Source organism: Gallaecimonas mangrovi (genome assembly GCF_003367375.1).
Taxonomy (GTDB): Bacteria; Pseudomonadota; Gammaproteobacteria; order Enterobacterales; family Gallaecimonadaceae; genus Gallaecimonas; species Gallaecimonas mangrovi.
In genome coordinates, this window is the sequence record NZ_CP031416.1 from 1,273,366 (window position 1) to 1,293,575 (window position 20,210).

Genomic DNA, 20,210 nt, shown 5'->3' on the forward strand with positions numbered 1-20,210 from the left:
TCCTTCTGTTGGCTTTTTGCGCAATCAACGCCTGGCGGTCATTTTCTTCTTGCACGGTCAGGCAATTTCAGTAAGATAAGCGCCCGTCGGGTCGTTAGCTCAGTTGGTAGAGCAGTTGACTTTTAATCAATTGGTCGCAGGTTCGAATCCTGCACGACCCACCAGACATGCTAAAGCCTGCCAGCGCGGGCTTTTTTAATCGGCAACGCCGAGTCGGCTTCAAAGCACAGCGCGAAGCGACAAAAAAACAATTTAGATGGGTCGTTAGCTCAGTTGGGTGAGATGCGAGGAAAACGCAGCATCGAACGCGAGGCAGGACGGCGAGCCGGGCAGAACGTCAGGATGACTGACAACGCTGGACGGTAATTAAAGAACACGATGGGTCGTTAGCTCAGTTGGTAGAGCAGTTGACTTTTAATCAATTGGTCGCAGGTTCGAATCCTGCACGACCCACCATCATTTTAGGGGCTTGGCCCGGCAGCAAAGTGCAGCTTTACTGCAAACTCAAGAGACAATTTGGGTCGTTAGCTCAGTTGGTAGAGCAGTTGACTTTTAATCAATTGGTCGCAGGTTCGAATCCTGCACGACCCACCATTATTCAAGGGGCTTGGCCCGGCAGCAAAGCGAAGCTTTACTGAAAACCCAAGAGACAATTTGGGTCGTTAGCTCAGTTGGTAGAGCAGTTGACTTTTAATCAATTGGTCGCAGGTTCGAATCCTGCACGACCCACCATCATTCAAAACCCCGCCTTGTGCGGGGTTTTTGTTATCCGCCGGGTAGGGCGTATAATGCCCGGACGCAAAGACTGAGTTGGTTTTGAGGTTATGACCCAGATCCCCCAGGTAAACCTGGACTTGCCCTTTCCGCCCAAGCCTAAGCCCTTGAGCGGTGAACAAAAAGCCGATTACAAAGCCCGCATTAAAGAACTACTGAAAGCAAAAGACGCGGTGCTGGTAGCGCATTACTACACTGACCCCGAAATTCAGGCACTGGCCGAAGAGACCGGTGGCTGTGTTTCTGACTCCCTCGAAATGGCGCGCTTTGGTAAGCACCATAGCGCGAAAACCCTGATTGTTGCCGGGGTTAAGTTCATGGGGGAAACCGCCAAAATTTTAAGCCCGGAAAAAACCGTGCTTATGCCCACCCTGGAAGCCACGTGTTCATTGGACCTTGGCTGCCCGGCAGACGAATTTAGCGCCTTTTGTGATGCTCACCCTGACCACACCGTGGTGGTCTATGCCAATACCTCGGCAGCGGTGAAAGCGAGAGCCGATTGGGTGGTCACATCCTCTATCGCGCTGGAAATTGTTGAGCACCTCGATAGCGAAGGCAAAAAAATTCTCTGGGCGCCAGATAAGCACCTAGGCGGTTATATCAATAAAAAAACCGGTGCCGACATGCTGCTTTGGCAAAGTGCCTGTATCGTCCACGACGAGTTTAAAACCCGCGCCCTTAAAGACATGAAAGCACTGTATCCCGATGCCGCCGTTTTGGTGCATCCGGAGTCGCCTGCCAGTATTGTTGAAATAGCCGATGCTGTAGGTTCTACCAGTCAGTTGATTAAGGCCGCGCAAACGCTGCCTAACAAGCGCCTGATTGTGGCTACAGACCGAGGCATCTTTTACAAGATGCAGCAGCAGTGCCCCGATAAGGAGCTTTTAGAAGCCCCCACCGTCGGTGACGGCGCCACCTGCCGTTCTTGTGCTCATTGTCCCTGGATGGCAATGAATGGCCTGCAAGCCATTTATGGATCCCTGACCGCCACCGAGCTAAGTCCTCATGAAATTCATGTTGACCCTGCCCTTGCCGACAAAGCCATGGTGCCGCTTAATCGGATGCTCGATTTTGCCGAACAGCTAAAAGTAAAGGTCAAAGGCAACGCCTGAAAAAAACGCCACCTAAAGGTGGCGTTTTACGCTTTGCTCAAAACCTCGCCGAACGGCCGGATTGTATTGAAAAAGCGGTTGACCCTTCAGGGCCTTGCCCCTAATATAGCGCCCCGTTGCGAGGTGAAAAGCCCCCCAGCAAACAATTTGGTGAGGTGTCCGAGTGGCTGAAGGAGCACGCCTGGAAAGTGTGTATACGGCAACGTATCGAGGGTTCGAATCCCTCCCTCACCGCCATATAAGAAAAACCCGGTCTATGACCGGGTTTTTTCGTATAGACGATTCGCTCGGGCTTGTGCATCGCTAAGCAATGCACCGAATCCTCTGGCCAGGGCACCTTCCGAGTGCCCGCTGCGTCAGGTTAAAGCGGTGCTTTAATACTGCACCTGACTACGCCCTCACCGCCATATAAAAACAAAAAGCCCGTCCTTGTGACGGGCTTTTTGTTTTTATGCGTGGATAGGTGGATTTGATGAGAACCCTTAGGATTCGACTAAACGGCAGGATAGCCGTTTAGCACCGCTTTAGCGGCCCGTAGGGCGAGCGCCAGGGAAGGCGCGAGTGGATCCCGCCCGAGCCAGCATCTATCCGCTCGGCTTGTGCATCGCTAAGCAATGCACCGAATCCTCTGGCCAGGGCATCTTTCTAGTGCTTGCTGCAGCCATCAAAAGCCATTGCTCACAACCGTTGTTCAGCACTAATCTAGTTGGCTTTAGCGCTTAGGGATCGGGAGCTGTATGCAATATCGGGCACTTAACATAGATGATTACCCCAAGTTGTTGCAGTTGTGGCAAGCGGCACAGGGGGTAAAGCTGCGCGAGGCTGATAGCGAGCAGGGTATTGCTAAGTATTTGGCGCGAAATCCAGGCCTTAGCTTTGTGGCCGAAGACGGTGGCAAGATTGTTGGCAGCATTATGGCCGGCCACGATGGCAAGCGCGGCTATATTCAGCACCTTGCGGTGCTAACCGAAAGGCAAAAAGCCGGAATTGCCACAAAATTGCTGGCGCTATGCCTTGATGCGTTAAAAGCCGAAGGCATCCTTAAATCGCACATTCATGTGCTTGGCGACAATGCGTTAGCTAAAGAGTATTGGTCAAACCGGGGTTGGGTTAGGCGTAGCGATATTGAGGTTTATTCCTATATCAATGGCGCCGGTGAAAACACCTGACACGCCAGCCTAAGGCATTGTCGCGAAGGAAAAAAAGCCCGTCTGGTGACGGGCTTTTTTATTAATTTAAGCGGCGTACCAGAGTGCAAAGCCGTACTGGCCTATGGCAAAGGCGCAGTGGGCAATAATGAGATAAAGGTAAGTTGCTTTCGGGTTAGGGGTATTGCTGGCAAAAAAGCCGCCGCCCATGGCTGGCATCAGTATGGCAAGCCCGGCCAGGGTGCTCACCACAACACCAATAATAAAAATGGGGAGTACTGTTGGGTGGCTGGCAAAGCCTGGCCCCCAAAACAGCAACAACATTACGGCATAACCAATACCGATAAGGTAGTGAAAGGCCCAGCCAAGGGCCTTTTCATAAGTGTTAGGCTGCTTGTCGTTACGGGTGTCGAGCACTAATTTGCCTTGCGCCAAACCGCCTATCCAGCGGCCAACCATGCCCCAGTTGGTGGGGGGAATATCTAACACCTTTTTCACTAAGGTGACCCACAAATCCAGTACCACGGTTGAACCGATGCCAACGACTAAGCTAAAGCCTATCCAAGTATTCATTGTGACTCCAAAAACAATAAAGGCCTGCTAAGCAGGCCTACGTTATTAAATGCTTGCTAAATACCGCTCGGCATCCAACGCTGCCATACAGCCGCTTCCTGCCGATGTGATTGCTTGTCGATAGACGGAATCGGCGACATCGCCCGCGGCGAAGACACCAGCCACACTGGTGGCGGTAGCAGCGCCGTCAAGGCCGGAGCGTACTTCCAGATAACCCTCTTTCATGGTCAGTTGCCCCGCAAAGATGTCGGTGTTGGGATGGTGGCCAATAGCAATAAAACAGCCATCGGCGGCAACTTCGGTTACAGAGCCATCCACCGTCGATGCGAGTTTAACACCGGTAACCACTTGCCCATCACCCTTAACCTCCGCTAATTGGCTATTCCAGATAACGGCAATTTTGCCCTCATCGACTTTTTTGAAGAGCCGGTCCTGAAGTATTTTCTCCGCGCGCAGATTATCACGGCGATGGACCAAGGTCACTTTCGATGCAATGTTGGCCAAGTAAAGTGCTTCTTCGACAGCGGTATTGCCGCCGCCAACAACCACAACCTCTAAACCCCGGTAAAAAAAACCATCGCAAGTTGCGCAGGCCGAGACGCCGTGGCCCATGTAATGTTCCTCAGAGGCCAGACCAAGGTATTTAGCACTGGCACCGGTGGCAATGATCAAACTATCGCAGCTGTACGTGTCACTGCCTTTCAGCACAAAAGGACGCTGATTGAGGTTAACCTCATGAATGTGATCATTAATAATGTCGGTACCAAAGCGTTCGGCGTGCTTTTGCATTCGTAGCATCAATTCCGGTCCTTGAACCCCTTCTGCATCGCCAGGCCAGTTATCAACGTCAGTTGTCGTTGTTAGTTGGCCACCTTGTAAGCTGCCCGCTATCAATACCGGATTGAGATTGGCTCTGGCAGCGTATATTGCAGCGGAATAACCGGCCGGGCCGGAACCTAAAATAATGAGCTTACTGTGCTTGGTCACGCCGTTCTCCTTACAAGTACTGTTCGGTTAATGCTTGCAAGTCCTTTGCATTCATCACCCCGGAGAAGCGCTTCACTTCCTTGCCGTCTTTGTAAATCACCAAGGTTGGAATGGAACGGATCATATGGACTTGGCTAAGGCCTGGCTCTTGGTCAACGTTCACTTCACCAAACACGGCTTTGTCACCCAGGGTATCAGCCACTTGCTGATAAATGGGTGTCATCATTCGGCAGGGGGCACACCAGGGCGCCCAAAAGCGAAACAGTTGTACGCCTTCGTGCTTGGCGAGCAGTGCTTTAAATTGCGGTGTAGTAATGGCTTGAACAGACATAAATATTCCTCTTAATTAATGGTATTTAGGCAGTTTCACGGGCAATGGCGGCTTGGCTGGCGTGGTGGCGTTTATCCCAATAGCCACTTATCAGCACCAGCACCACGCTCAAGGCCACCACCAGTGCGGAGGCAGCGCCTGTGGCCAGCAGGCCAAAGTGGGCAACCACCAAACCTCCGGCCCAAGCCCCAAGGGCAATACCGGCGTTAAAGGCGGAGATGTTCATACTGGAGGAGGCATCAACGGACTGCGGAGCATGTGTCTCGGCTTGCTGTACTACATAGAGCTGCAATACCGGAATGCTGCCAAAGGCCATGGCGCCCCACACCATAATCAGCGGTACCATCAGGTAAGGATTGGGGGCGGCGGTACTGACGAGTGCGAGCACCACGCTGAGGGTGACAAACATTGCCACCAGCGCTTTGATGGGGCCTTTTTTGTCGGCCAGCTTGGCGCAATAGATATTGCCAAGGGTGACAGCAACACCGTAAATCACCAACACAGCGCTGACACTGGCTTGGCTAAAACCGGTTACTTTTTGCAGGATTTCAGAAAGATAAGTGTAAGCAATAAAGGCGCCGCCATAACCTAAACAGGTGATCACAAACACCAGCATCATGCGCGGCACGGCAATAACGCTAAGTTGTTTTACCAAGCCTGCCGGTTCGGGGCGTTCAATTTTCTTCGGTAGAAAAATCCACTGTGCAATAGCCGACGCCAAACCAAGCGCACTGATAAACAGGAAGGCGGCGCGCCAGTTAAAGAGTTCGGTTAGGAAGGTACCAAAGGGCACCCCCGACACCAGCGCAACGGTTAGCCCGGTAAACACAATGGCGATAGCCTGGCCCGACTTTTCTTTTGACACCAAGTTGGCTGCCAGCACCGTTGCCATAGAGTAAAAAACCCCTTGCACGGCACCGGCCAACACACGGCCGACCAACAGCATGGTGTAGCTATCGGCTAACCAAGCAATGAGGTTAGCGGCAACAAACATCACCATTAACCCGACCGACAGTACGCGGCGGTCCATGCGGCCGGTAAGGGCGGTTAGCAGTGGCGCCGCAACGGCCACCCCCAGCGCATAAAGCGACACCAGTTGCCCGGCGGTAGGAATGTTCACTCCCATGTCGGTGGCAATAGCAGGTAAGATCCCCACCACCACGAATTCAGCCATTCCAATGGCAAAAGCGGCAGCGGCAAGCGCATATAAAGCGATAGGCATGTGTTACGACTCTTAATTTGTGGATTGGTCATTCCATAAGTTAAAGATCGCTGTCGCTGTTGTCAATTAATTATGGAATGAGTAGTCTTTAAATGTGTGAGGAGGTGCTCAAATGGCTAGAACCGGTCGTCCAAGAGAGTTTGATCGCGACAGTGCGGTCGATGCGGCGATGAATCTTTTTTGGGAAAAAGGCTTTGAAAGCACATCGTTAGCAGACTTGCGCAAAACCCTCGGTAATTTGTCATCGGCAAGCTTTTACGCAGCCTTCGGCTCAAAGCAGGCGCTTTTTGAGGAATGTTTAGCTCGCTATACCGAGTCTTGCGGTGCGGTTAGCGCGGTACTGGATAACACCGACATGGCGCCAAAGGCGGCGATGAAGGCGATGTTATACGACACCATTAGCGTGCAAACATCGCCGCAGTCACCGGCAGGTTGCATGGCGGTATTGTCTGGCCTTAATTGTTTGGATGAAAACAAAGAGGTTGAAGCGCTAACACGGCAAGTGCGCCAGCAAACCCGCGACGCCATAGGCCGCTGCGTTGCCCGTGCGGTTGCTGCCAACGCGCTGAAGGGCATCAATGCTGATGCCTATACCCTGATGCTGGACTGCTTTGTAAAAGGCATTGCCATCGAAGCAAAAGACGGTGCCAGTGAAGCGATGTTAAAAGCGTCGGCAGAGCAATTACTACAGCTTTGGCAGGAATGACTCAGGCATAAAAAAACGCACCACAAGGTGCGTTTTTAGTCAGCGTCTTTGGCTTATTTAATATCGGCTGTCGCTTCAATTTCAACGCCCGCTTTACGAGCAATATTGCCCACTGCACACATTTTATCGGCGGCGGCGACAATCTCGATGGCCTTGGCTACGGCGTCGGCATCACTGCCATTTTGCAAGGTGACATGGGCGGTATGGCGAATGGTAAATGTGTCTTTGCCTTCGTCGCCCACGGTATCAACAGACAAGCTTTCAACCGGTAACTTTTTACCTTCGCTAATTGCTGCCAAGGTGGCTAAAAAGCAGGCCGCAGTAGAGGCCACAAACAGTTCTTTGGGGTTAGTGCCGGTGCCTTTACCACCCAGCGCTGCAGGAATGGCAACGTCTGCAGAAAAATCATCACCTTTAATATGACCGGTGCCTTTCATGCCACCAGCCCAGTTCAATTCGAGGTTGATACTCATTTCATACTCCTGAGCGTTATAAAAAGGGTCATTGAGTGCGCAAGCATCTCGTCATTACGAATTAAAGACTAATCGATCTATAATTAACTTGCAATGACCCTCGCCGCGAAAAATGCCATCAGTAGTGCCACCGTGCTGGTACGATTTTACCTATAACCATTTGAATTTATTTTAATTGGTATGTGTTGACAGGCGTGCCGTGGCGCTTGTGTTGCCATCTTGGCGTTCACATTATGAACTGTTGGTTTTCTCGTCACCTCTTTTGATCTCAATCAATGGCTTTCGGTACAACAGGCGCACCCTGAAGAGGTTGTGTACGCCCCAAAAGGCGGGCGTATGTGTTACGGAGAACCCTGATGCCCATCAACATTGCTGTATTGAAGGAAACCAAGCAGGGCGAGAAACGGGTGGCGGTTATTCCTGCAACGGCCAGCCGTTTACAAAAACTTGGCGCTACGTTGCTGATTGAAAAAGACGCTGGCCTCAGCGCCACCTTTAGCGACCAAAGCTATCTTGACTGCACCTTTTCAGCCACTGCCACTGCGGCCGTTAGCGATGCCGATATCGTACTGGCCATTAATCCCCCCTCGGTTGACGTTATTAATGCCATGAAGCCCGGCGCGCTGCTGGTGTCGTTTATTTATGCCCAGCAACAACCGGCGCTGATTGACGCTTTGGTGGCGCGCAATATCAGTTGTTTTGCCATGGAACGGATCCCGCGCATTAGCCGCGCGCAATCGATGGATGCGCTTTCCAGCCAATCGGCACTGGCCGGCTACTATGCGCCGCTGTTAGGGGCGGTGCAGATGCCACGCATTCTGCCAATGATGACAACCGCCGTTGGTTCGCTACGCGCCGCCAAAGTGCTGGTGATGGGGCTGGGGGTTGCAGGCTTGTCGGCGCTGGCAACGGCTCACCGCTTGGGCGCCGTTACCGAGGGCTATGACGTGCGGCCAGAAACCCGTGAACAAGCCCAGTCATTAGGGGCCAAATTTGTTGATACCGGCATTGATGCCAGAGGCGAGGGCGGCTATGCCCGCGAACTGACCGCTGATGAAAAGCAAACCGTTGCCAAGGTCGTCAGCGAGCACATTGCCCAGGCCGACCTCATCATTACCACCGCTTCGGTGCCGGGCAAAAAAGCGCCCATTCTTATTACTAAGGCCCAGGTCGAGCAAATGAAACCTGGCGCGGTAATTGTTGATTTAGGGGCCGAAAGTGGCGGCAACTGCGAAGCCACCGAGCCTGGGCAAACCGTTAGCCTGCAGGGCGTTACTGTTTTGGGGCCGCTGAATATCACCTCGGCACTGGCGCAGCATGCCAGTGAGCTTTACGCCAAAAACGTCCTGAATTTACTCACCCTTTTTGTCAAAGATGGCGCCATCAACCTCGACCTTGAGGACGACGTTATCGCCGGCACCTTGCTCACCCATCAAGGGGCGCGCCGGGATAAACCTTTGTCTGCCAGTAAGGAGACTTCAGATGATGCTTGATACGTCCATGACCTGGCTAATTGCCCTTTATATCTTCATGTTGGCGGCCTTTACCGGTTACGAGGTCATAAGCCGGGTGCCGTCCATTTTGCACACGCCGCTGATGTCTGGCTCTAACTTTATCCACGGCATTGTGGTGGTAGGGGCACTGTATACGCTGCTGAGCGCCGACTCCGGTTTTACCCAGTTGCTGGGTTTTATTGCGGTTGCTTTGGGCGCGGCCAATGCCGCCGGCGGCTATGTGGTGACCGACCGCATGCTGGCGATGTTTAAAACCAGCGATAAAAAGGACCAATGACATGTTGACGCAGCATCTCGAAGGGCTGAGCGGCATAGTGGCAGCGGGCCTTTTTATCTTCGGCTTAAAACGCATGTCGTCACCGGTTACCGCCCTTAAGGGCATTGTGATCGCAGGTTACGGCATGGTGTTGGCGGTAGCGGCCAGCTTTTTAGTGATAGCGCCGCTGGTAAGCGAGCATCATCAGCGCCTTGGCAGCAACGTGCTGCTGGCGATCATTGCCTTGGCGTTAGGGGGCGGTTTGGCCTGGTGGCGAGGCCGCAAAGTAGCGGTGACTGCCATGCCGCAAATGGTGGCGCTTTATAACGGTATGGGCGGCGGCGCGGCGGCGTTTATTGCGGCAGCTGAACTGGCGTCCGGCAGCGCGCATTCGCCGCTACTGCTTAGTGTTACCGTGATTGGCGCTTTGATTGGCTCGGTGTCGTTAACCGGTTCTGTTATTGCCTGGGCCAAGCTTGACGGCAAAATCAATAAACCCTGGCGCTTTGCCAGCCAGCGCGTGGTCAACGCCGCAGTTTTTGCCGTTACCTTACTGTTGGGGCTGGTCAGTGTCAGCAGTTACGGCAGCATCGGTGGCAGTGTTGTTGCGGTACTGTTTTTTATCGGTGCGCTTTGTTTTGGGGTGTTAATGACCCTGCCTATTGGTGGCGCCGATATGCCAGTGGTGATTTCCCTGTACAACGCTTTTACTGGCTTGGCAGTGGGGCTGGAAGGCTATGCCTTGCAAAACCCGGCACTGATGATAGCCGGTATGGTCGTGGGCTCTGCCGGTACCTTGCTCACCGTGCTGATGGCCAAGGCCATGAACCGCTCTTTGGCCAATGTGCTGTTTTCTAACTTTGGTGACGTTAGCACCAGCAGTGCCAGTGCCGTAACCGGCCAGATGAAAAGCACCGACGCCTCCGACGCCGCCATCAACATGCGCTATTGCGCCAGCGTTATCATCGTGCCCGGCTATGGCTTGGCGGTGGCGCAAGCGCAGCAAAAACTCTACGAATTCGTCAAGCTGCTCCAGGCGGCCGATGTGGATGTGAAATTTGCCATTCACCCGGTTGCCGGACGGATGCCGGGGCACATGAATGTGCTGCTGGCGGAAGCTGGCGTCCCTTACGACATCATCTTTGATATGGACGACATTAATGGCGATTTTGCCAATACCGATGTCGCCCTGGTTATCGGTGCTAACGATGTGGTTAACCCCGCCGCCCGCACCGACAAAGCTTCGCCGATCTATGGAATGCCCATTCTCAACGCCGACCAGGCTCGCCAAATCTATGTGATTAAACGTGGCCAGGGTAAAGGCTATTCCGGAGTTGAGAACCTTCTGTTTTTCAGCGAGCAATGCAGCATGGTTTATGGCGATGCCCAAGCCGTGCTAACGCAAATGGTCCAGGCCGTTAAAGATCTAGCCTGACTGTCGAAAAAAGCATGATTTCACCACCGAATGGAGAATCGAAATGGCTTACGCGACTACTAATCCCTACACCGGCGAAACGGTTGCCACTTTTAATGATGCAACAGACGAAGAGGTGAACAGCGCCCTTGATAATGCCCACAATGCCTTCTTAGCGTGGCGGGACACTCCCTTTTCTGAACGGGGCCGCATCTTGCAAAACGCCGCCGACATTCTGCGCCGCAACAGCGAGCACTATGCCAAATTGTTAACCTTGGAAATGGGTAAACTGTTTTCTGAAGCTAAAGCCGAAGTGGAGTTGTCGGCGAAAATTTTTGAATACTATGTCCACAACGCCGAAGCCTTGTTAAAACCGCAAATGTTACCGGTGGCCGACCCGGCCGAAGGCGAAGCGCAACTGGTATGCGAACCCCTTGGGGTGCTGCTGGCCATTGAGCCTTGGAACTTCCCTTACTACCAAATAGCCCGCATTTTGGCGCCGCAACTGTCTGCCGGTAACACCCTGCTGCTCAAACACGCCTCAAACGTGCCGCAAAGTGCTGCCGCCTTTGAAACCCTGATGAGCGAAGCGGGCTTGCCGAAAGGGGCCTTTAAAAACCTCTATGCCACTCGCAGCCAAATTAACACCATTATCAACGACCCCAGAGTGCACGGTGTTGCCCTGACCGGCTCTGAAGGTGCCGGTGCCGTTGTGGCCGCCGAGGCCGGCAAAGCCTTGAAAAAATCCACCATGGAACTGGGCGGCGCTGACGCCTTTGTGGTGCTTGCCGACGCCGACCTTGAAAAAACCCTCAACTGGGCGGTGTTTGGCCGCCACTGGAATGGTGGCCAAGTGTGCGTGTCGTCAAAACGAATGATCATCGTTGATGAAATTTATGACGACTTCCTGGCGGGTTATCGCAAAAAAGTGGCTGAACTGGTGGCGGGTGACCCCATGGACGCCAACACCACCTTGGCGCCATTGTCTTCACAGCAAGCGGCTGACGACCTGAAAGTACAAATTGCCAAAGCCGTTGAGCACGGCGCCAAAAAAGAAGAGATCGGCCCCGCCGTTCCGGTAAAAGGCGCCTTTGTGCAGCCCACCATTCTAAGCGACCTTGGCGAAGACAACCCGGCGCGTTATTGGGAGTTCTTTGGGCCGGTGTCCATGCTGTTTCGTGCCAAAGACGAAGCCGATGCTATTCGTATCGCCAATGACTCACCCTTTGGCTTGGGCGGCTCAGTCTTTACCCGTGACAGCGCCCATGGTGCCGCCGTTGCCGCCAAAATCTCTACCGGCATGGTGTTTGTGAACCACCCCACCAAAGTGGAAGCCGACCTGCCATTTGGCGGTATTCGCCGCTCAGGCTACGGCCGCGAATTGTTGGGCCTTGGCCTTAAAGAGTTTGTGAATCACAAACTGATTGATGTGGTAGACATCGACGCCCATTTCTAATGGGCTCGCGGCGGCAGCATTTTTGCTGTCGCCACCTTGAGAAGGAATTTGATTATGTCTCTGAACTCAAAAGTGATTTTAGTAACAGGGGCGGCGCAAGGGATTGGCCGTGGTATCGCGCTTCGTCTGGCCCAGGAAGGGGCCGACTTGGCCTTGGTTGACCTTAAGCTCGACAAGCTTGAAAACGTTAAAAAAGAGGTGGAAGCCTTGGGGCGAAGAGCCACCGCTTTTGCCGCCGATGTCAGTAACCGCAGCAATATCTATGAAGCCATCGACCATGCCGAGAAAACCCTTGGTGGTTTTGATGTGATGGTTAATAACGCCGGTATTGCCGAGGTAAACCCGCTTGCGGACGTTGAGCCGGAAGAAGTGGAAAAAATCTTTCGCATTAATGTCAACGGCGTGCTGTGGGGCATTCAGGCGGCTGCAAAAAAATTTCAGGCTCGTAAGCAAAAAGGCAAAATCATTTCTGCCTCTTCCATTGCCGGCCATGACGGCTTTGCCATGCTGGGCATTTATTCTGCCACCAAGTTTGCAGTGCGGGCGTTAACCCAAGCGGCGGCCAAGGAATACGCCAGCAGCGGTATTACCGTTAATGCCTATTGCCCCGGCATTGTTGGTACCGACATGTGGGTGGAAATTGACGAGCGGTTTTCACAATTAACCGGTGCACCAAAAGGTGAAACCTACAAAAAATACGTGGAAGGCATTGCCCTTGGTCGGCCACAAACCCCGGAAGATGTGGCAGCCCTGGTGGCCTTTTTAGCCAGCGACGATGCCGACTATATTACCGGCCAGGCCATTTTGACCGATGGCGGTATGGTTTATCGCTAAAAGGAAAAGCCGATGCATGCCATGGTGCTCAATGATATTGGCAAGCCACTGGTTTGGACCGAGCTTGCCGACCCAATCCCGGGCCCAGGCGAGGTGCGTTTGTCGGTGCTGGCCTGTGGCGTGTGCCGCACCGACCTGCATGTGGTCAACGGCGAACTTCCAAACCCGGTACTGCCCATTATCCCCGGCCATGAAATTGTTGGCCGGATTGATGCTATCGGCGAGGGGGTTAGCGGCTTTAGCATTGGCGATCGTGTGGGTGTGCCCTGGCTTGGGCACACTTGCGGCCATTGCGCTTATTGCCAGCAGCAACAAGAAAACCTTTGCGACCACCCGCAATTTACCGGCTTTAGCCGTCATGGCGGTTTTGCCACTGCGGTGGTGGCCGATCATCGGTTTGTGTTTGCCCTTGGCGAGGAGGGTGATGCCGTGGCCATGGCGCCGCTACTGTGTGCCGGCTTAATTGGTTGGCGTTCCCTTGCTATGGCAGGCAGTGCCAAACGGCTTGGCCTCTATGGCTTTGGCGCCGCTGCGCACATTATTGCCCAAATTGCCTGTCAGCAAGGGCGAGAGGTGTATGCCTTTACCCGTGAAGGCGACACCAGTACCCAAGACTTTGCCAAAACCTTGGGGGCGGTATGGGCCGGTGGCTCGCAGCAGTTGCCGCCAGTCCCCTTGGACGCCGCCATTATTTTTGCGCCGGTGGGCGCCTTGGTGCCACTGGCACTTAAAGCCGTGCGTAAGGGCGCAAAGGTAGTCTGTGCAGGCATTCACATGAGCGATATTCCCAGCTTTCCTTATGCGCTGCTGTGGCAAGAACGGCAGTTAGTCTCGGTTGCCAATTTGACCCGCCAAGACGGTATCGGCTTTTTTGAGCAGCTACACCGGTTTAACGTTGAGGTGCAAACCACAAGGTATCCGCTGCTTAAGGCCAATCAAGCCCTGGCTGATCTCAGCGCTGGCCGTTTTGATGGCGCGGCGGTATTGGTGCCTTAAGGAGGCGTTATGGAAAAAACGGCCGCGCAGCTTAAGCAAGCCATTAGCCAGCTTGGCCCTGGGCCTTTTCACTTTTCAGATCTTTATGGTGACAGCTGGCAACGCCTTTATATTGGCGACAAAGTCAGCTTTGGCCGGCATTTTTTACAACAGGTCAGGCAGGGCAACTTTTGGGGTGTTGAAGATACTGGCGGCAAAGACGCGCAAGGCCGCATTTACGTGAAAATCTCGTGATCTCTTTAGTTTGTTAGTGGGTGGCTGGCCAAGGTGGCGGTGGGCTGCTATTACCTTAGTGGCTGATTTAACCAAGTCTTAAGTTGCCTTTCCTAAGGTAAAAATAACTCACACCGTATTGGCCTTCGTTTATGACGACACCACCCGATCTCGTGCAAGCTTCTGTATCCGTTTCTCGCCCATCGTTAAACATCGCCAACACCGAAGTTCAAACCGCCACTTATAGCCATTCGCTTTGGTTACTGGGCGCTTTCGGCTTGATGCTGATTTTGGCGAGGCTGCTGGCGTTTCCACTGTTGCCCGTTGATGAAACCCGCTATATGTCGGTGGCGTGGGAAATGGCGCAGTCGGGCAATTGGCTGGTGCCGCATCTTAATGGCCAACCTTACGCGCAAAAGCCACCGATGATGTTTTGGCTGATTAATATCCTTTGGCAACTGGGTATTGATAACAGCATGATGGCTCGCCTGGTTATGCCGTTTATGGGGCTATTAAACATCTTCGCGTTGCGGGCGCTGGTACTGTGTTTAGTACCCGCAGGCTCAGATTTGGCGAAAAGAGCGCCCTGGTTTTTACTGACCCTGATGCCCTGGGTGGTGTACGCGCCGCTCAATATGTTTGACATGACCATGAGCCTTTTTGTGCTGTTAGCGTCGGTAGCGCTATTTAAAGCCCAGCGGCATCACCGCTGGTTACTGGCAAGCGGCGTTGCAGTAGGCCTTGGCATGCTCACCAAAGGGCCGGTGTTCTTTTTGTACTGGTTGCCCTTGGTACTGTTGGCCAAGTATTGGCGGCCCGAAAGCCTGATGCTGAAACGCTGGTACAGCGGTGTGTTGCTGGCAAGCATTATCGGTATTGGCGTGATTTTGGCGTGGGCCATTCCAGCGGCCATTCACGGCGGCCCCGCCTATGCCGACGCCATCTTTTGGAAGCAATCGGCTGGCCGGGTTGATGATGCTTTTGCCCACAGTCACCCTTGGTACTGGTACCTGCCGTTGCTGCCGCTATTGTGGATGCCTTGGATATTAACGCCGTTTTGGAAAGGCGGCCTGGCAAACAACCCCTGGCAACGTTTTGCGCTTTGCGGCGTCTTGCCGCAGTTGCTGCTGTTTAGCCTTGTCAGCGCCAAGCAGGTGCATTATTTGATACCCACCTTGCCTTATGCCGCCTTGTGGTTTGCCAGTAAGTGGCCAGTGCTGAAAACCAAAACCGCGTTTCTGCTTTTCCCGCTGCTGGTTATAACGGTATTTCTAGCGGTCATTCCTGAAATTACCCGTCACTATTTCCCGGCCGAACAGCTACCGGTGTGGACCAGAGCTTTAGCGGTGATTCCCATGCTGTTGGCGGTTTGGGTGTGGCGTAAGCCGCTGGCGGTGGTGGTGGCCTTTCCCATAGCGCTGCAACTGGCATTGTGTCTGGCTGGGGTGATGATCCATCACTACTACGACCTGCGTCCCTTTGCCAAGGCGGTCACTGCGCTGCAGCAGCAAGGGGTAGCGGTTGCCTATATTGGCCACTATGCCGATGAGTTTCGCTATTTGGGCCGAGGCAACCAGAACCTCGATGTGGTGTCAGACAACGATGCCAGTGCTGTCACCCAATGGGCCAATACTCACCCCGCTGGCCAGATGGTCACCATTATTAAAAAGCCCGATGCCAAACTGCGCGCCGAAGCGACGCTGGTGGCGCCCTATCGCAGCCGTTACTTAGTGATGGTGCCAAGCCGTTACTGGCAACCGCTTTATCTGGAAATGAAGCAATAAGCCCCTTTGTTTAACGGCGCTTTTGGCGTTAAATGAGCACAATTGAAGGCAGGAGGCGACATGCAAGACGTAATGGCAGTGGTGGCGATAAGCGGCGCCTTGGCAGTGGGGGCCATGAGCCCGGGCCCGACTTTTGTGGTGGTGGCACGTAACGCCGCAGGCCTATCGCGGCAACACGGTTTTGCCACAGCGCTTGGCAGTGGTTTAGGAGCGGCGGTATTTGCCGTACTGGCATTGCTGGGCTTACATGCGGTGCTGGCGGCGGTGCCCATGGCCTTTTGGGCGCTGAAGATAGTGGGCGGCTGCTATCTCCTGTTCCTTGCTTACAAGATTTTGCGCCATGCCAAGTCGCCACTGGCCTTTAACGGCACCGAGAGTCGCCCGGCAGGGCTCTTTAAAACCTTTTTATTTGGGCTGATGACGCAGCTTTCTAACCCCAAAACGGCCATTGTCTTTGCCGGGGTGTTTTCGGCATTACTGCCGGCGCATATTGCCCTTTGGCTTTACTTGGCGCTGCCCTTGGCGGCCTTTAGTGTTGATACCCTTTGGTATGTATTAGTGGCGTTTTTATTGTCAGCCGAAAAGCCGCGGCAAACCTACCTGCGCGCCAAAACCGCTATTGATAGAACCGCAGGCGCGGTGATGACCCTATTGGGGCTTAAATTGCTATTCACTCGCTGAGTGAAGCTCAAGTCGGTAGGGAACAAAAAGGCCCAACTCGCCAGAGGGGGCCTTTTCTTTTTGAGCCGGGCCTTGGGCCTTAAAACCGGCTTTTAATAGCGTGCGTGCAGAAGCGGTGTTGTCAGGGCTGGTGCGGGCATCAAGGGTGCAAAGCTGCATTTTCTTGGCAAGGGTTGCGGCTAAGGCCAAGCCTTTAGCGGCAAGGCCCAAGCCGCGTGCGAAAGGCAGCAGCCAATAACCCACTTCGGCCCGTTGTTGGCTAATGTCATACAGCACCAAGCTGCCGATAAAGCGGTCTTGCTCGGTCTCTGCCAATGTCAGGATCAGTAAATTACCCCGCGTTAAACCCTGTTCGATGTCGGTGGCGATTAAGGTGCGCATCAGCTGTTCGCTGTAGTGGCTAAGTGGCAGGTGAGCAAAGGTTTTCACTAACGGGTCTTCGCTGCCAAGCGCGTAGGGCAAGGCGTCGGCATCGGTCATGGCTCTTAGCCGAAGCCCGTCATCTTCTAGCGGTAGCAGGGGGCGAATGTCTGGCACCGTCAATACCTGTTGAAAACACCTATGGCCAGTATCTAAAAGTCACTTTCTTTTAGCAATGCGTTGATTCAAATGCCTTTGTTTTCTAAATCCAGTAACCACGCTTTACGTGCCAAGCCGCCGGCGTAACCGGTTAGCTGGCCGTTGGCACCAATAACCCGGTGACAAGGCACAATCACCGACAGCGGATTACGGCCGTTGGCCGCGGCCACGGCGCGCACGGCGCTGGGTTTGCCCAAACGCTTTGCAAGTTCACCGTAAGAGCAGGTTTGGCCGAAAGGAATTTGCCGAAGACCTTGCCATACCTGCTGCTGAAAGGCGGTGCCTTTGGGGGCCAGCGGCAAGGTAAAGTGCTGGCGCTTGCCTTGGAAAAATTCGGTTAGCTGCTGAGCGGCCTCGGTCAGTACCGGCTGCGCCTTGGCTGTCTGCCAGTCACTGTGTTCAGGGAAATGCTTTTGACCGTCAAACCAGGCGCCAATTAAGGCGCCGTTTTCTGCCACCAAATGCAAAGGGCCAAGTGGGGTGTCGAGTGCTAAATGGGCTTTCATAAACGGCTCCAAAGATGCTGGGTGGCATAAGCGCGCCAGGGGCTAAAAGTGGCCATGTGTTCGGCTAACGCTTTGGGCTTGTCAATGGCGGTGGCGGTTTTAAGGCCGTAGTCGTTTTCTGGCCAGGCATCGGGCCAATGCAGTGCTCGCATGGCAATGTAGCTGGCGGTCCAGGGGCCAATTCCCGGTAGTGCTTGCAGGGCTTCGGTTACCTGGTCAATGTCTGCGGCGGGGGTTAAATCCAAACCGGCATTAACGGCCTCGGCCAGGGCTAAAATAGCCTTGCTGCGGGTGCGCAGCACCCCAAGCTCGCCAAGGGTTTTTGGGGCCAATTGGCTAATGGTTTGTGCGTCAGGGAAATAGTGGCTTAGGCCTGCTGGCGCCTCTTGGCAACGCTCGCCAAGGGCGGCAACCCTGCCGGCCAGGGTACGCGCAGCCGCCACGGTAATTTGCTGGCCTAAAATGGCGCGAACGGCCATTTCAAAACCGTCAAAGGCGCCGATGGCTCTAAGCCCCGGGTTGTCTACTAGGTTACCTAAGGCGCGCTCGACGTCAGCGGGACTGGCGTCAAGGTCAAAAAGGTGGCGAAGGCGACTGAGCACCGGCGCTACCGCTAATTGCAAAGACGCACTGAGGGTGACGCTGATGCTGTTACCTTCGCAACTGGCGCTTAGCCAACCTTGGTGACGTTTGCCTTGGTAGTAAAGACTCACGGTTCGCCAATAGCGGTTGTTTTCAACCTTCTCAACCCCCTCGATAGCGCGGCCCGCTAAAAAACGCAACAATGCTTGCCAATCCAGCGGCGGCCTGAAACTCAAATGGCAGTGAATGTTTTGCCCTTGTTTGGCCGGGGTGCGGCGCAATTGGCTTGGGCTTAGCCGGTAGCGGCTGGCAAAAAGGCTGTTCATTCTTCTGACACTGCCAAAGCCAGCTGCCATGGCAACAGCGGTAACCGGCAGGGCGGTTTCAGCCAGCAACTTTTTGGCCAGTAATAGCCGCTGGGTTTGCACATAAGCAACCGGGGTTACGCCAAAGTGTTCGCTAAAGGTGCGGCGCAAGTGGCGGTCTGTAACGCCCAATTGGGCCGCCAATTGTTCAAGGCCGGTAAAGTCGCCACCGCGCATGGCTTCTTCGGCGCGCTTGGCTAAGCGGTTAGCACTGTCACTCCAGGCTTGGCCCGGTGCCAGTTCCGGGCGGCACTTAAGGCAGGGGCGAAACCCGGCTGCTTCCGCTTCGGCAGCACTGGCAAAATAGCGGCAGTTGTCAGCAAGCGGTTTTCGCGCCGGGCAAACAGGGCGGCAATAAATACCGGTACTTAAGACGCCGGCAAAAAAGCGCCCATCAAAGCGAGTGTCGCGGCTAATCAGCGCTTGGTAACACGCGGTGTCGGTAAGGTCCATTGGCCACCTCCAATCAAGATGCCACTATCATAGCGAGCCAGCTTAGCGCTGACTCGCCATTTTCGGACCTGGACTTTTAATGACTGAGCACGGCCTTAAGGGCGGCTAAGCAAAGACTGACATTTTCGCGGCGGGCTCCATAACCCATCAGGCCAATTCGCCAGGCTTTACCGGCAAAGTCGCCAAGACCGGCCCCTATCTCAAGGTTGTAGTCGTTAAGCAGTTGGCTGCGAATGGCCGCATCATTTACGCCATCAGGAATGGTTACCGTGTTTAACTGGGGAAGCCGCTCGGCTTGGGGCACGATAAAATGGAGCCCCAATTCGTGAAGACCCTCGGCCAGTAATTGGTGCATTTGCTGGTGGCGCTGCCAGCTGCGCTCAAGCCCTTCGTTGTGTAATTGCAGCAAGGCTTCATGCAGGGCATAAAGGCTATTGACGGGGGCGGTGTGGTGATAACTGCGTTTGCCGTCACCTTGCCAGTAGCCCATGACCAGGCTTTGGTCTAAAAACCAGCTTTGTACCGGGGTTTTGCGGGCTTTGATTTTTGCAACCGCGCTGGGGCTGAAGCTAACCGGCGATAAGCCCGGTACGCACGACAGGCACTTTTGGCTGCCGGAGTAAACGGCATCAATGCCCCATTCATCAACCTTGACCGGTACGCCGCCAAGGGACGTCACGGTATCGACAATGCTGAGCATGCCGGCGTTTTTAGCCAAAGCGCAGAGCGTTTTAGCGTCGGACAGGGCGCCAGTTGAGGTTTCGCCGTGGACGAAGGCTAAGAATTTGGCGTCGGGGTGGCTTGCAATAGCGGCCTGCACTTTTTCTATTTCAACCGCTCTTCCCCAAGGGCTATCTACTACCACGGCTTCGGCGCCGAGGCGTTTGACGTTCTCCAGCATCCGGCCACCAAAAACGCCATTGCGGCAAACGATGACTTTTTCACCGGCTTCAACCAGATTGACAAAACAGGCTTCCATGCCCGCGCTGCCTGGGGCAGAGATGGCAAGTGTCATCGGGTTTTCGGTTTGAAAGGCGTACTGCAACAAAGCCTTAAGTTCGTCCATCATCTGGATAAAAAGCGGATCAAGGTGGCCTATGGCGGGGCGGCTTTGCGCGGCTAATACGCTCGGGTACACATCTGACGGACCAGGGCCCATTAAAATGCGCCGGGGCGGAATAAAGGATTGGTAATGCATTTTGTGATCTCTTTGCTGCGTTGTTTTATTCAAGAGTGCAAAGAGAACAAGGC

At 54.0% G+C, this 20,210-nt stretch carries 21 protein-coding genes and 5 tRNA genes; 17 read left to right on the top strand and 9 right to left on the bottom strand.

Annotated features, from left to right (window positions below; genetic code table 11):
- Nucleotides 1–88: 88 nt before the first annotated feature.
- The 7 genes from DW350_RS05985 to DW350_RS06015 all read left to right on the top strand — a co-directional run bounded on the left by DW350_RS05985 (nucleotide 89) and on the right by DW350_RS06015 (nucleotide 3,055).
- Nucleotides 89–164: transfer RNA gene (locus DW350_RS05985), tRNA-Lys, on the top strand.
- 216 nt (nucleotides 165–380) lie between these two features.
- Nucleotides 381–456 (top strand) — tRNA-Lys (locus tag DW350_RS05990).
- A 62-nt stretch (nucleotides 457–518) separates the two neighbouring features.
- A tRNA-Lys gene (locus DW350_RS05995) sits at nucleotides 519–594 on the top strand.
- A 62-nt stretch (nucleotides 595–656) separates the two neighbouring features.
- Nucleotides 657–732 (top strand) — tRNA-Lys (locus DW350_RS06000).
- Nucleotides 733–824: 92 nt separating this feature from the next.
- Nucleotides 825–1,886: a quinolinate synthase NadA gene (nadA, locus tag DW350_RS06005; RefSeq protein ID WP_115718004.1), complete on the top strand. Its 1,062-nt coding sequence runs from the start codon at nucleotides 825–827 to the stop codon at nucleotides 1,884–1,886.
- 149 nt (nucleotides 1,887–2,035) lie between these two features.
- Nucleotides 2,036–2,123: transfer RNA gene (locus tag DW350_RS06010), tRNA-Ser, on the top strand.
- 500 nt (nucleotides 2,124–2,623) lie between these two features.
- Nucleotides 2,624–3,055: a GNAT family N-acetyltransferase gene (locus tag DW350_RS06015; protein WP_115718005.1), complete on the top strand. Its 432-nt coding sequence runs from the start codon at nucleotides 2,624–2,626 to the stop codon at nucleotides 3,053–3,055.
- A 66-nt stretch (nucleotides 3,056–3,121) separates the two neighbouring features.
- Here DW350_RS06015 and DW350_RS06020 read toward each other — a convergent pair whose 3' ends face one another.
- The 4 genes from DW350_RS06020 to DW350_RS06035 are packed head-to-tail and all read right to left on the bottom strand — an operon-like array spanning nucleotide 3,122 to nucleotide 6,147.
- Complete coding sequence (locus tag DW350_RS06020; protein WP_115718006.1) at nucleotides 3,122–3,607, bottom strand: DUF2938 family protein; 486 nt, start codon at nucleotides 3,605–3,607, stop codon at nucleotides 3,122–3,124.
- A 45-nt stretch (nucleotides 3,608–3,652) separates the two neighbouring features.
- A complete protein-coding gene (gene trxB, locus DW350_RS06025; RefSeq protein ID WP_115718007.1) occupies nucleotides 3,653–4,594 on the bottom strand; it encodes a thioredoxin-disulfide reductase in 942 nt (313 codons plus the stop codon).
- A gap of 10 nt (nucleotides 4,595–4,604) precedes the next feature.
- Nucleotides 4,605–4,925 (bottom strand): thioredoxin family protein, encoded by a 321-nt coding sequence (locus tag DW350_RS06030; RefSeq protein WP_115718008.1) that lies wholly within the window; start codon nucleotides 4,923–4,925, stop codon nucleotides 4,605–4,607.
- Between the two features lie 25 nt (nucleotides 4,926–4,950).
- A complete protein-coding gene (locus DW350_RS06035) occupies nucleotides 4,951–6,147 on the bottom strand; it encodes an MFS transporter (protein ID WP_115718009.1) in 1,197 nt (398 codons plus the stop codon).
- Between the two features lie 112 nt (nucleotides 6,148–6,259).
- Here DW350_RS06035 and DW350_RS06040 point away from each other — a divergent pair, with 112 nt between their 5' ends.
- Nucleotides 6,260–6,853 carry a TetR/AcrR family transcriptional regulator gene (locus DW350_RS06040; protein ID WP_115718010.1) on the top strand — a complete coding sequence of 198 codons (594 nt, stop codon included), beginning with the start codon at nucleotides 6,260–6,262 and terminating at the stop codon, nucleotides 6,851–6,853.
- 53 nt (nucleotides 6,854–6,906) lie between these two features.
- Here DW350_RS06040 and DW350_RS06045 read toward each other — a convergent pair whose 3' ends face one another.
- On the bottom strand, nucleotides 6,907–7,326 hold the full coding sequence (locus tag DW350_RS06045; RefSeq protein ID WP_115718011.1) for an OsmC family protein: 420 nt from the start codon (nucleotides 7,324–7,326) through the stop codon (nucleotides 6,907–6,909).
- Between the two features lie 356 nt (nucleotides 7,327–7,682).
- Here DW350_RS06045 and DW350_RS06050 point away from each other — a divergent pair, with 356 nt between their 5' ends.
- From DW350_RS06050 to DW350_RS06090, 9 genes are all read left to right on the top strand, one after another.
- Nucleotides 7,683–8,819 (top strand): NAD(P) transhydrogenase subunit alpha, encoded by a 1,137-nt coding sequence (locus DW350_RS06050; RefSeq protein ID WP_115718012.1) that lies wholly within the window; start codon nucleotides 7,683–7,685, stop codon nucleotides 8,817–8,819.
- The gene (locus tag DW350_RS06055) at nucleotides 8,809–9,117 is read left to right on the top strand and encodes an NAD(P) transhydrogenase subunit alpha part 2 (protein ID WP_192954827.1); all 309 of its coding nucleotides are present in this window, start codon (nucleotides 8,809–8,811) and stop codon (nucleotides 9,115–9,117) included. The genes DW350_RS06050 and DW350_RS06055 overlap by 11 nt, the downstream gene beginning before the upstream one ends.
- Nucleotide 9,118: 1 nt before the next feature.
- Nucleotides 9,119–10,531: an NAD(P)(+) transhydrogenase (Re/Si-specific) subunit beta gene (locus tag DW350_RS06060; protein WP_115718013.1), complete on the top strand. Its 1,413-nt coding sequence runs from the start codon at nucleotides 9,119–9,121 to the stop codon at nucleotides 10,529–10,531.
- A 43-nt stretch (nucleotides 10,532–10,574) separates the two neighbouring features.
- Nucleotides 10,575–11,966, top strand: a complete 1,392-nt coding sequence (locus tag DW350_RS06065; RefSeq protein WP_115718014.1) for an NAD-dependent succinate-semialdehyde dehydrogenase — start codon at nucleotides 10,575–10,577, stop codon at nucleotides 11,964–11,966.
- A gap of 54 nt (nucleotides 11,967–12,020) precedes the next feature.
- Entirely contained in the window at nucleotides 12,021–12,800 is a 780-nt protein-coding gene (locus tag DW350_RS06070; RefSeq protein ID WP_115718015.1) for an acetoin reductase, read from the top strand.
- Between the two features lie 12 nt (nucleotides 12,801–12,812).
- Nucleotides 12,813–13,796: a zinc-dependent alcohol dehydrogenase family protein gene (locus tag DW350_RS06075; RefSeq protein WP_115718016.1), complete on the top strand. Its 984-nt coding sequence runs from the start codon at nucleotides 12,813–12,815 to the stop codon at nucleotides 13,794–13,796.
- A 9-nt stretch (nucleotides 13,797–13,805) separates the two neighbouring features.
- Nucleotides 13,806–14,030, top strand: a complete 225-nt coding sequence (locus DW350_RS06080; protein ID WP_115718017.1) for a DUF1413 domain-containing protein — start codon at nucleotides 13,806–13,808, stop codon at nucleotides 14,028–14,030.
- A gap of 131 nt (nucleotides 14,031–14,161) precedes the next feature.
- Nucleotides 14,162–15,793, top strand: a complete 1,632-nt coding sequence (locus tag DW350_RS06085; RefSeq protein ID WP_115718018.1) for an ArnT family glycosyltransferase — start codon at nucleotides 14,162–14,164, stop codon at nucleotides 15,791–15,793.
- 60 nt (nucleotides 15,794–15,853) lie between these two features.
- Nucleotides 15,854–16,474 (top strand): LysE family translocator, encoded by a 621-nt coding sequence (locus DW350_RS06090; protein WP_115718019.1) that lies wholly within the window; start codon nucleotides 15,854–15,856, stop codon nucleotides 16,472–16,474.
- Here DW350_RS06090 and DW350_RS06095 read toward each other — a convergent pair.
- From DW350_RS06095 to DW350_RS06110, 4 genes are all read right to left on the bottom strand, one after another.
- Complete coding sequence (locus DW350_RS06095; RefSeq protein WP_152032942.1) at nucleotides 16,460–17,011, bottom strand: GNAT family N-acetyltransferase; 552 nt, start codon at nucleotides 17,009–17,011, stop codon at nucleotides 16,460–16,462. The genes DW350_RS06090 and DW350_RS06095 overlap by 15 nt on opposite strands.
- Before the next feature lie 68 nt (nucleotides 17,012–17,079).
- Nucleotides 17,080–17,559, bottom strand: coding sequence for a methylated-DNA--[protein]-cysteine S-methyltransferase (locus tag DW350_RS06100; protein WP_115718021.1), 480 nt, complete (start codon nucleotides 17,557–17,559; stop codon nucleotides 17,080–17,082).
- Nucleotides 17,556–18,959, bottom strand: a complete 1,404-nt coding sequence (locus DW350_RS06105) for an Ada metal-binding domain-containing protein (protein ID WP_115718022.1) — start codon at nucleotides 18,957–18,959, stop codon at nucleotides 17,556–17,558. The genes DW350_RS06100 and DW350_RS06105 overlap by 4 nt, the downstream gene beginning before the upstream one ends.
- A 76-nt stretch (nucleotides 18,960–19,035) precedes the next feature.
- Nucleotides 19,036–20,157 (bottom strand): pyridoxal-phosphate-dependent aminotransferase family protein, encoded by a 1,122-nt coding sequence (locus tag DW350_RS06110; RefSeq protein WP_115718023.1) that lies wholly within the window; start codon nucleotides 20,155–20,157, stop codon nucleotides 19,036–19,038.
- Between the last annotated feature and the right edge of the window lie 53 nt (nucleotides 20,158–20,210).

What these genes read in the sequence shown, in the direction of transcription:
- nadA (WP_115718004.1), top strand. Translation starts at nt 825, where the DNA reads ATGACCCAGATCCCCCAGGTAAACCTGGACTTGCCCTTTCCGCCCAAG.
- DW350_RS06085 (WP_115718018.1), top strand. Translation starts at nt 14,162, where the DNA reads ATGACGACACCACCCGATCTCGTGCAAGCTTCTGTATCCGTTTCTCGC.
- DW350_RS06055 (WP_192954827.1), top strand. Translation starts at nt 8,809, where the DNA reads ATGATGCTTGATACGTCCATGACCTGGCTAATTGCCCTTTATATCTTC.
- DW350_RS06060 (WP_115718013.1), top strand. Translation starts at nt 9,119, where the DNA reads ATGTTGACGCAGCATCTCGAAGGGCTGAGCGGCATAGTGGCAGCGGGC.
- DW350_RS06090 (WP_115718019.1), top strand. Translation starts at nt 15,854, where the DNA reads ATGCAAGACGTAATGGCAGTGGTGGCGATAAGCGGCGCCTTGGCAGTG.
- DW350_RS06035 (WP_115718009.1), bottom strand. Translation starts at nt 6,147, where the DNA reads ATGCCTATCGCTTTATATGCGCTTGCCGCTGCCGCTTTTGCCATTGGA.
- DW350_RS06050 (WP_115718012.1), top strand. Translation starts at nt 7,683, where the DNA reads ATGCCCATCAACATTGCTGTATTGAAGGAAACCAAGCAGGGCGAGAAA.
- DW350_RS06020 (WP_115718006.1), bottom strand. Translation starts at nt 3,607, where the DNA reads ATGAATACTTGGATAGGCTTTAGCTTAGTCGTTGGCATCGGTTCAACC.
- DW350_RS06030 (WP_115718008.1), bottom strand. Translation starts at nt 4,925, where the DNA reads ATGTCTGTTCAAGCCATTACTACACCGCAATTTAAAGCACTGCTCGCC.
- DW350_RS06045 (WP_115718011.1), bottom strand. Translation starts at nt 7,326, where the DNA reads ATGAGTATCAACCTCGAATTGAACTGGGCTGGTGGCATGAAAGGCACC.
- DW350_RS06015 (WP_115718005.1), top strand. Translation starts at nt 2,624, where the DNA reads ATGCAATATCGGGCACTTAACATAGATGATTACCCCAAGTTGTTGCAG.
- DW350_RS06070 (WP_115718015.1), top strand. Translation starts at nt 12,021, where the DNA reads ATGTCTCTGAACTCAAAAGTGATTTTAGTAACAGGGGCGGCGCAAGGG.
- DW350_RS06105 (WP_115718022.1), bottom strand. Translation starts at nt 18,959, where the DNA reads ATGGACCTTACCGACACCGCGTGTTACCAAGCGCTGATTAGCCGCGAC.
- DW350_RS06100 (WP_115718021.1), bottom strand. Translation starts at nt 17,559, where the DNA reads ATGAAAGCCCATTTAGCACTCGACACCCCACTTGGCCCTTTGCATTTG.
- DW350_RS06080 (WP_115718017.1), top strand. Translation starts at nt 13,806, where the DNA reads ATGGAAAAAACGGCCGCGCAGCTTAAGCAAGCCATTAGCCAGCTTGGC.
- DW350_RS06065 (WP_115718014.1), top strand. Translation starts at nt 10,575, where the DNA reads ATGGCTTACGCGACTACTAATCCCTACACCGGCGAAACGGTTGCCACT.
- DW350_RS06075 (WP_115718016.1), top strand. Translation starts at nt 12,813, where the DNA reads ATGCATGCCATGGTGCTCAATGATATTGGCAAGCCACTGGTTTGGACC.
- DW350_RS06040 (WP_115718010.1), top strand. Translation starts at nt 6,260, where the DNA reads ATGGCTAGAACCGGTCGTCCAAGAGAGTTTGATCGCGACAGTGCGGTC.
- DW350_RS06110 (WP_115718023.1), bottom strand. Translation starts at nt 20,157, where the DNA reads ATGCATTACCAATCCTTTATTCCGCCCCGGCGCATTTTAATGGGCCCT.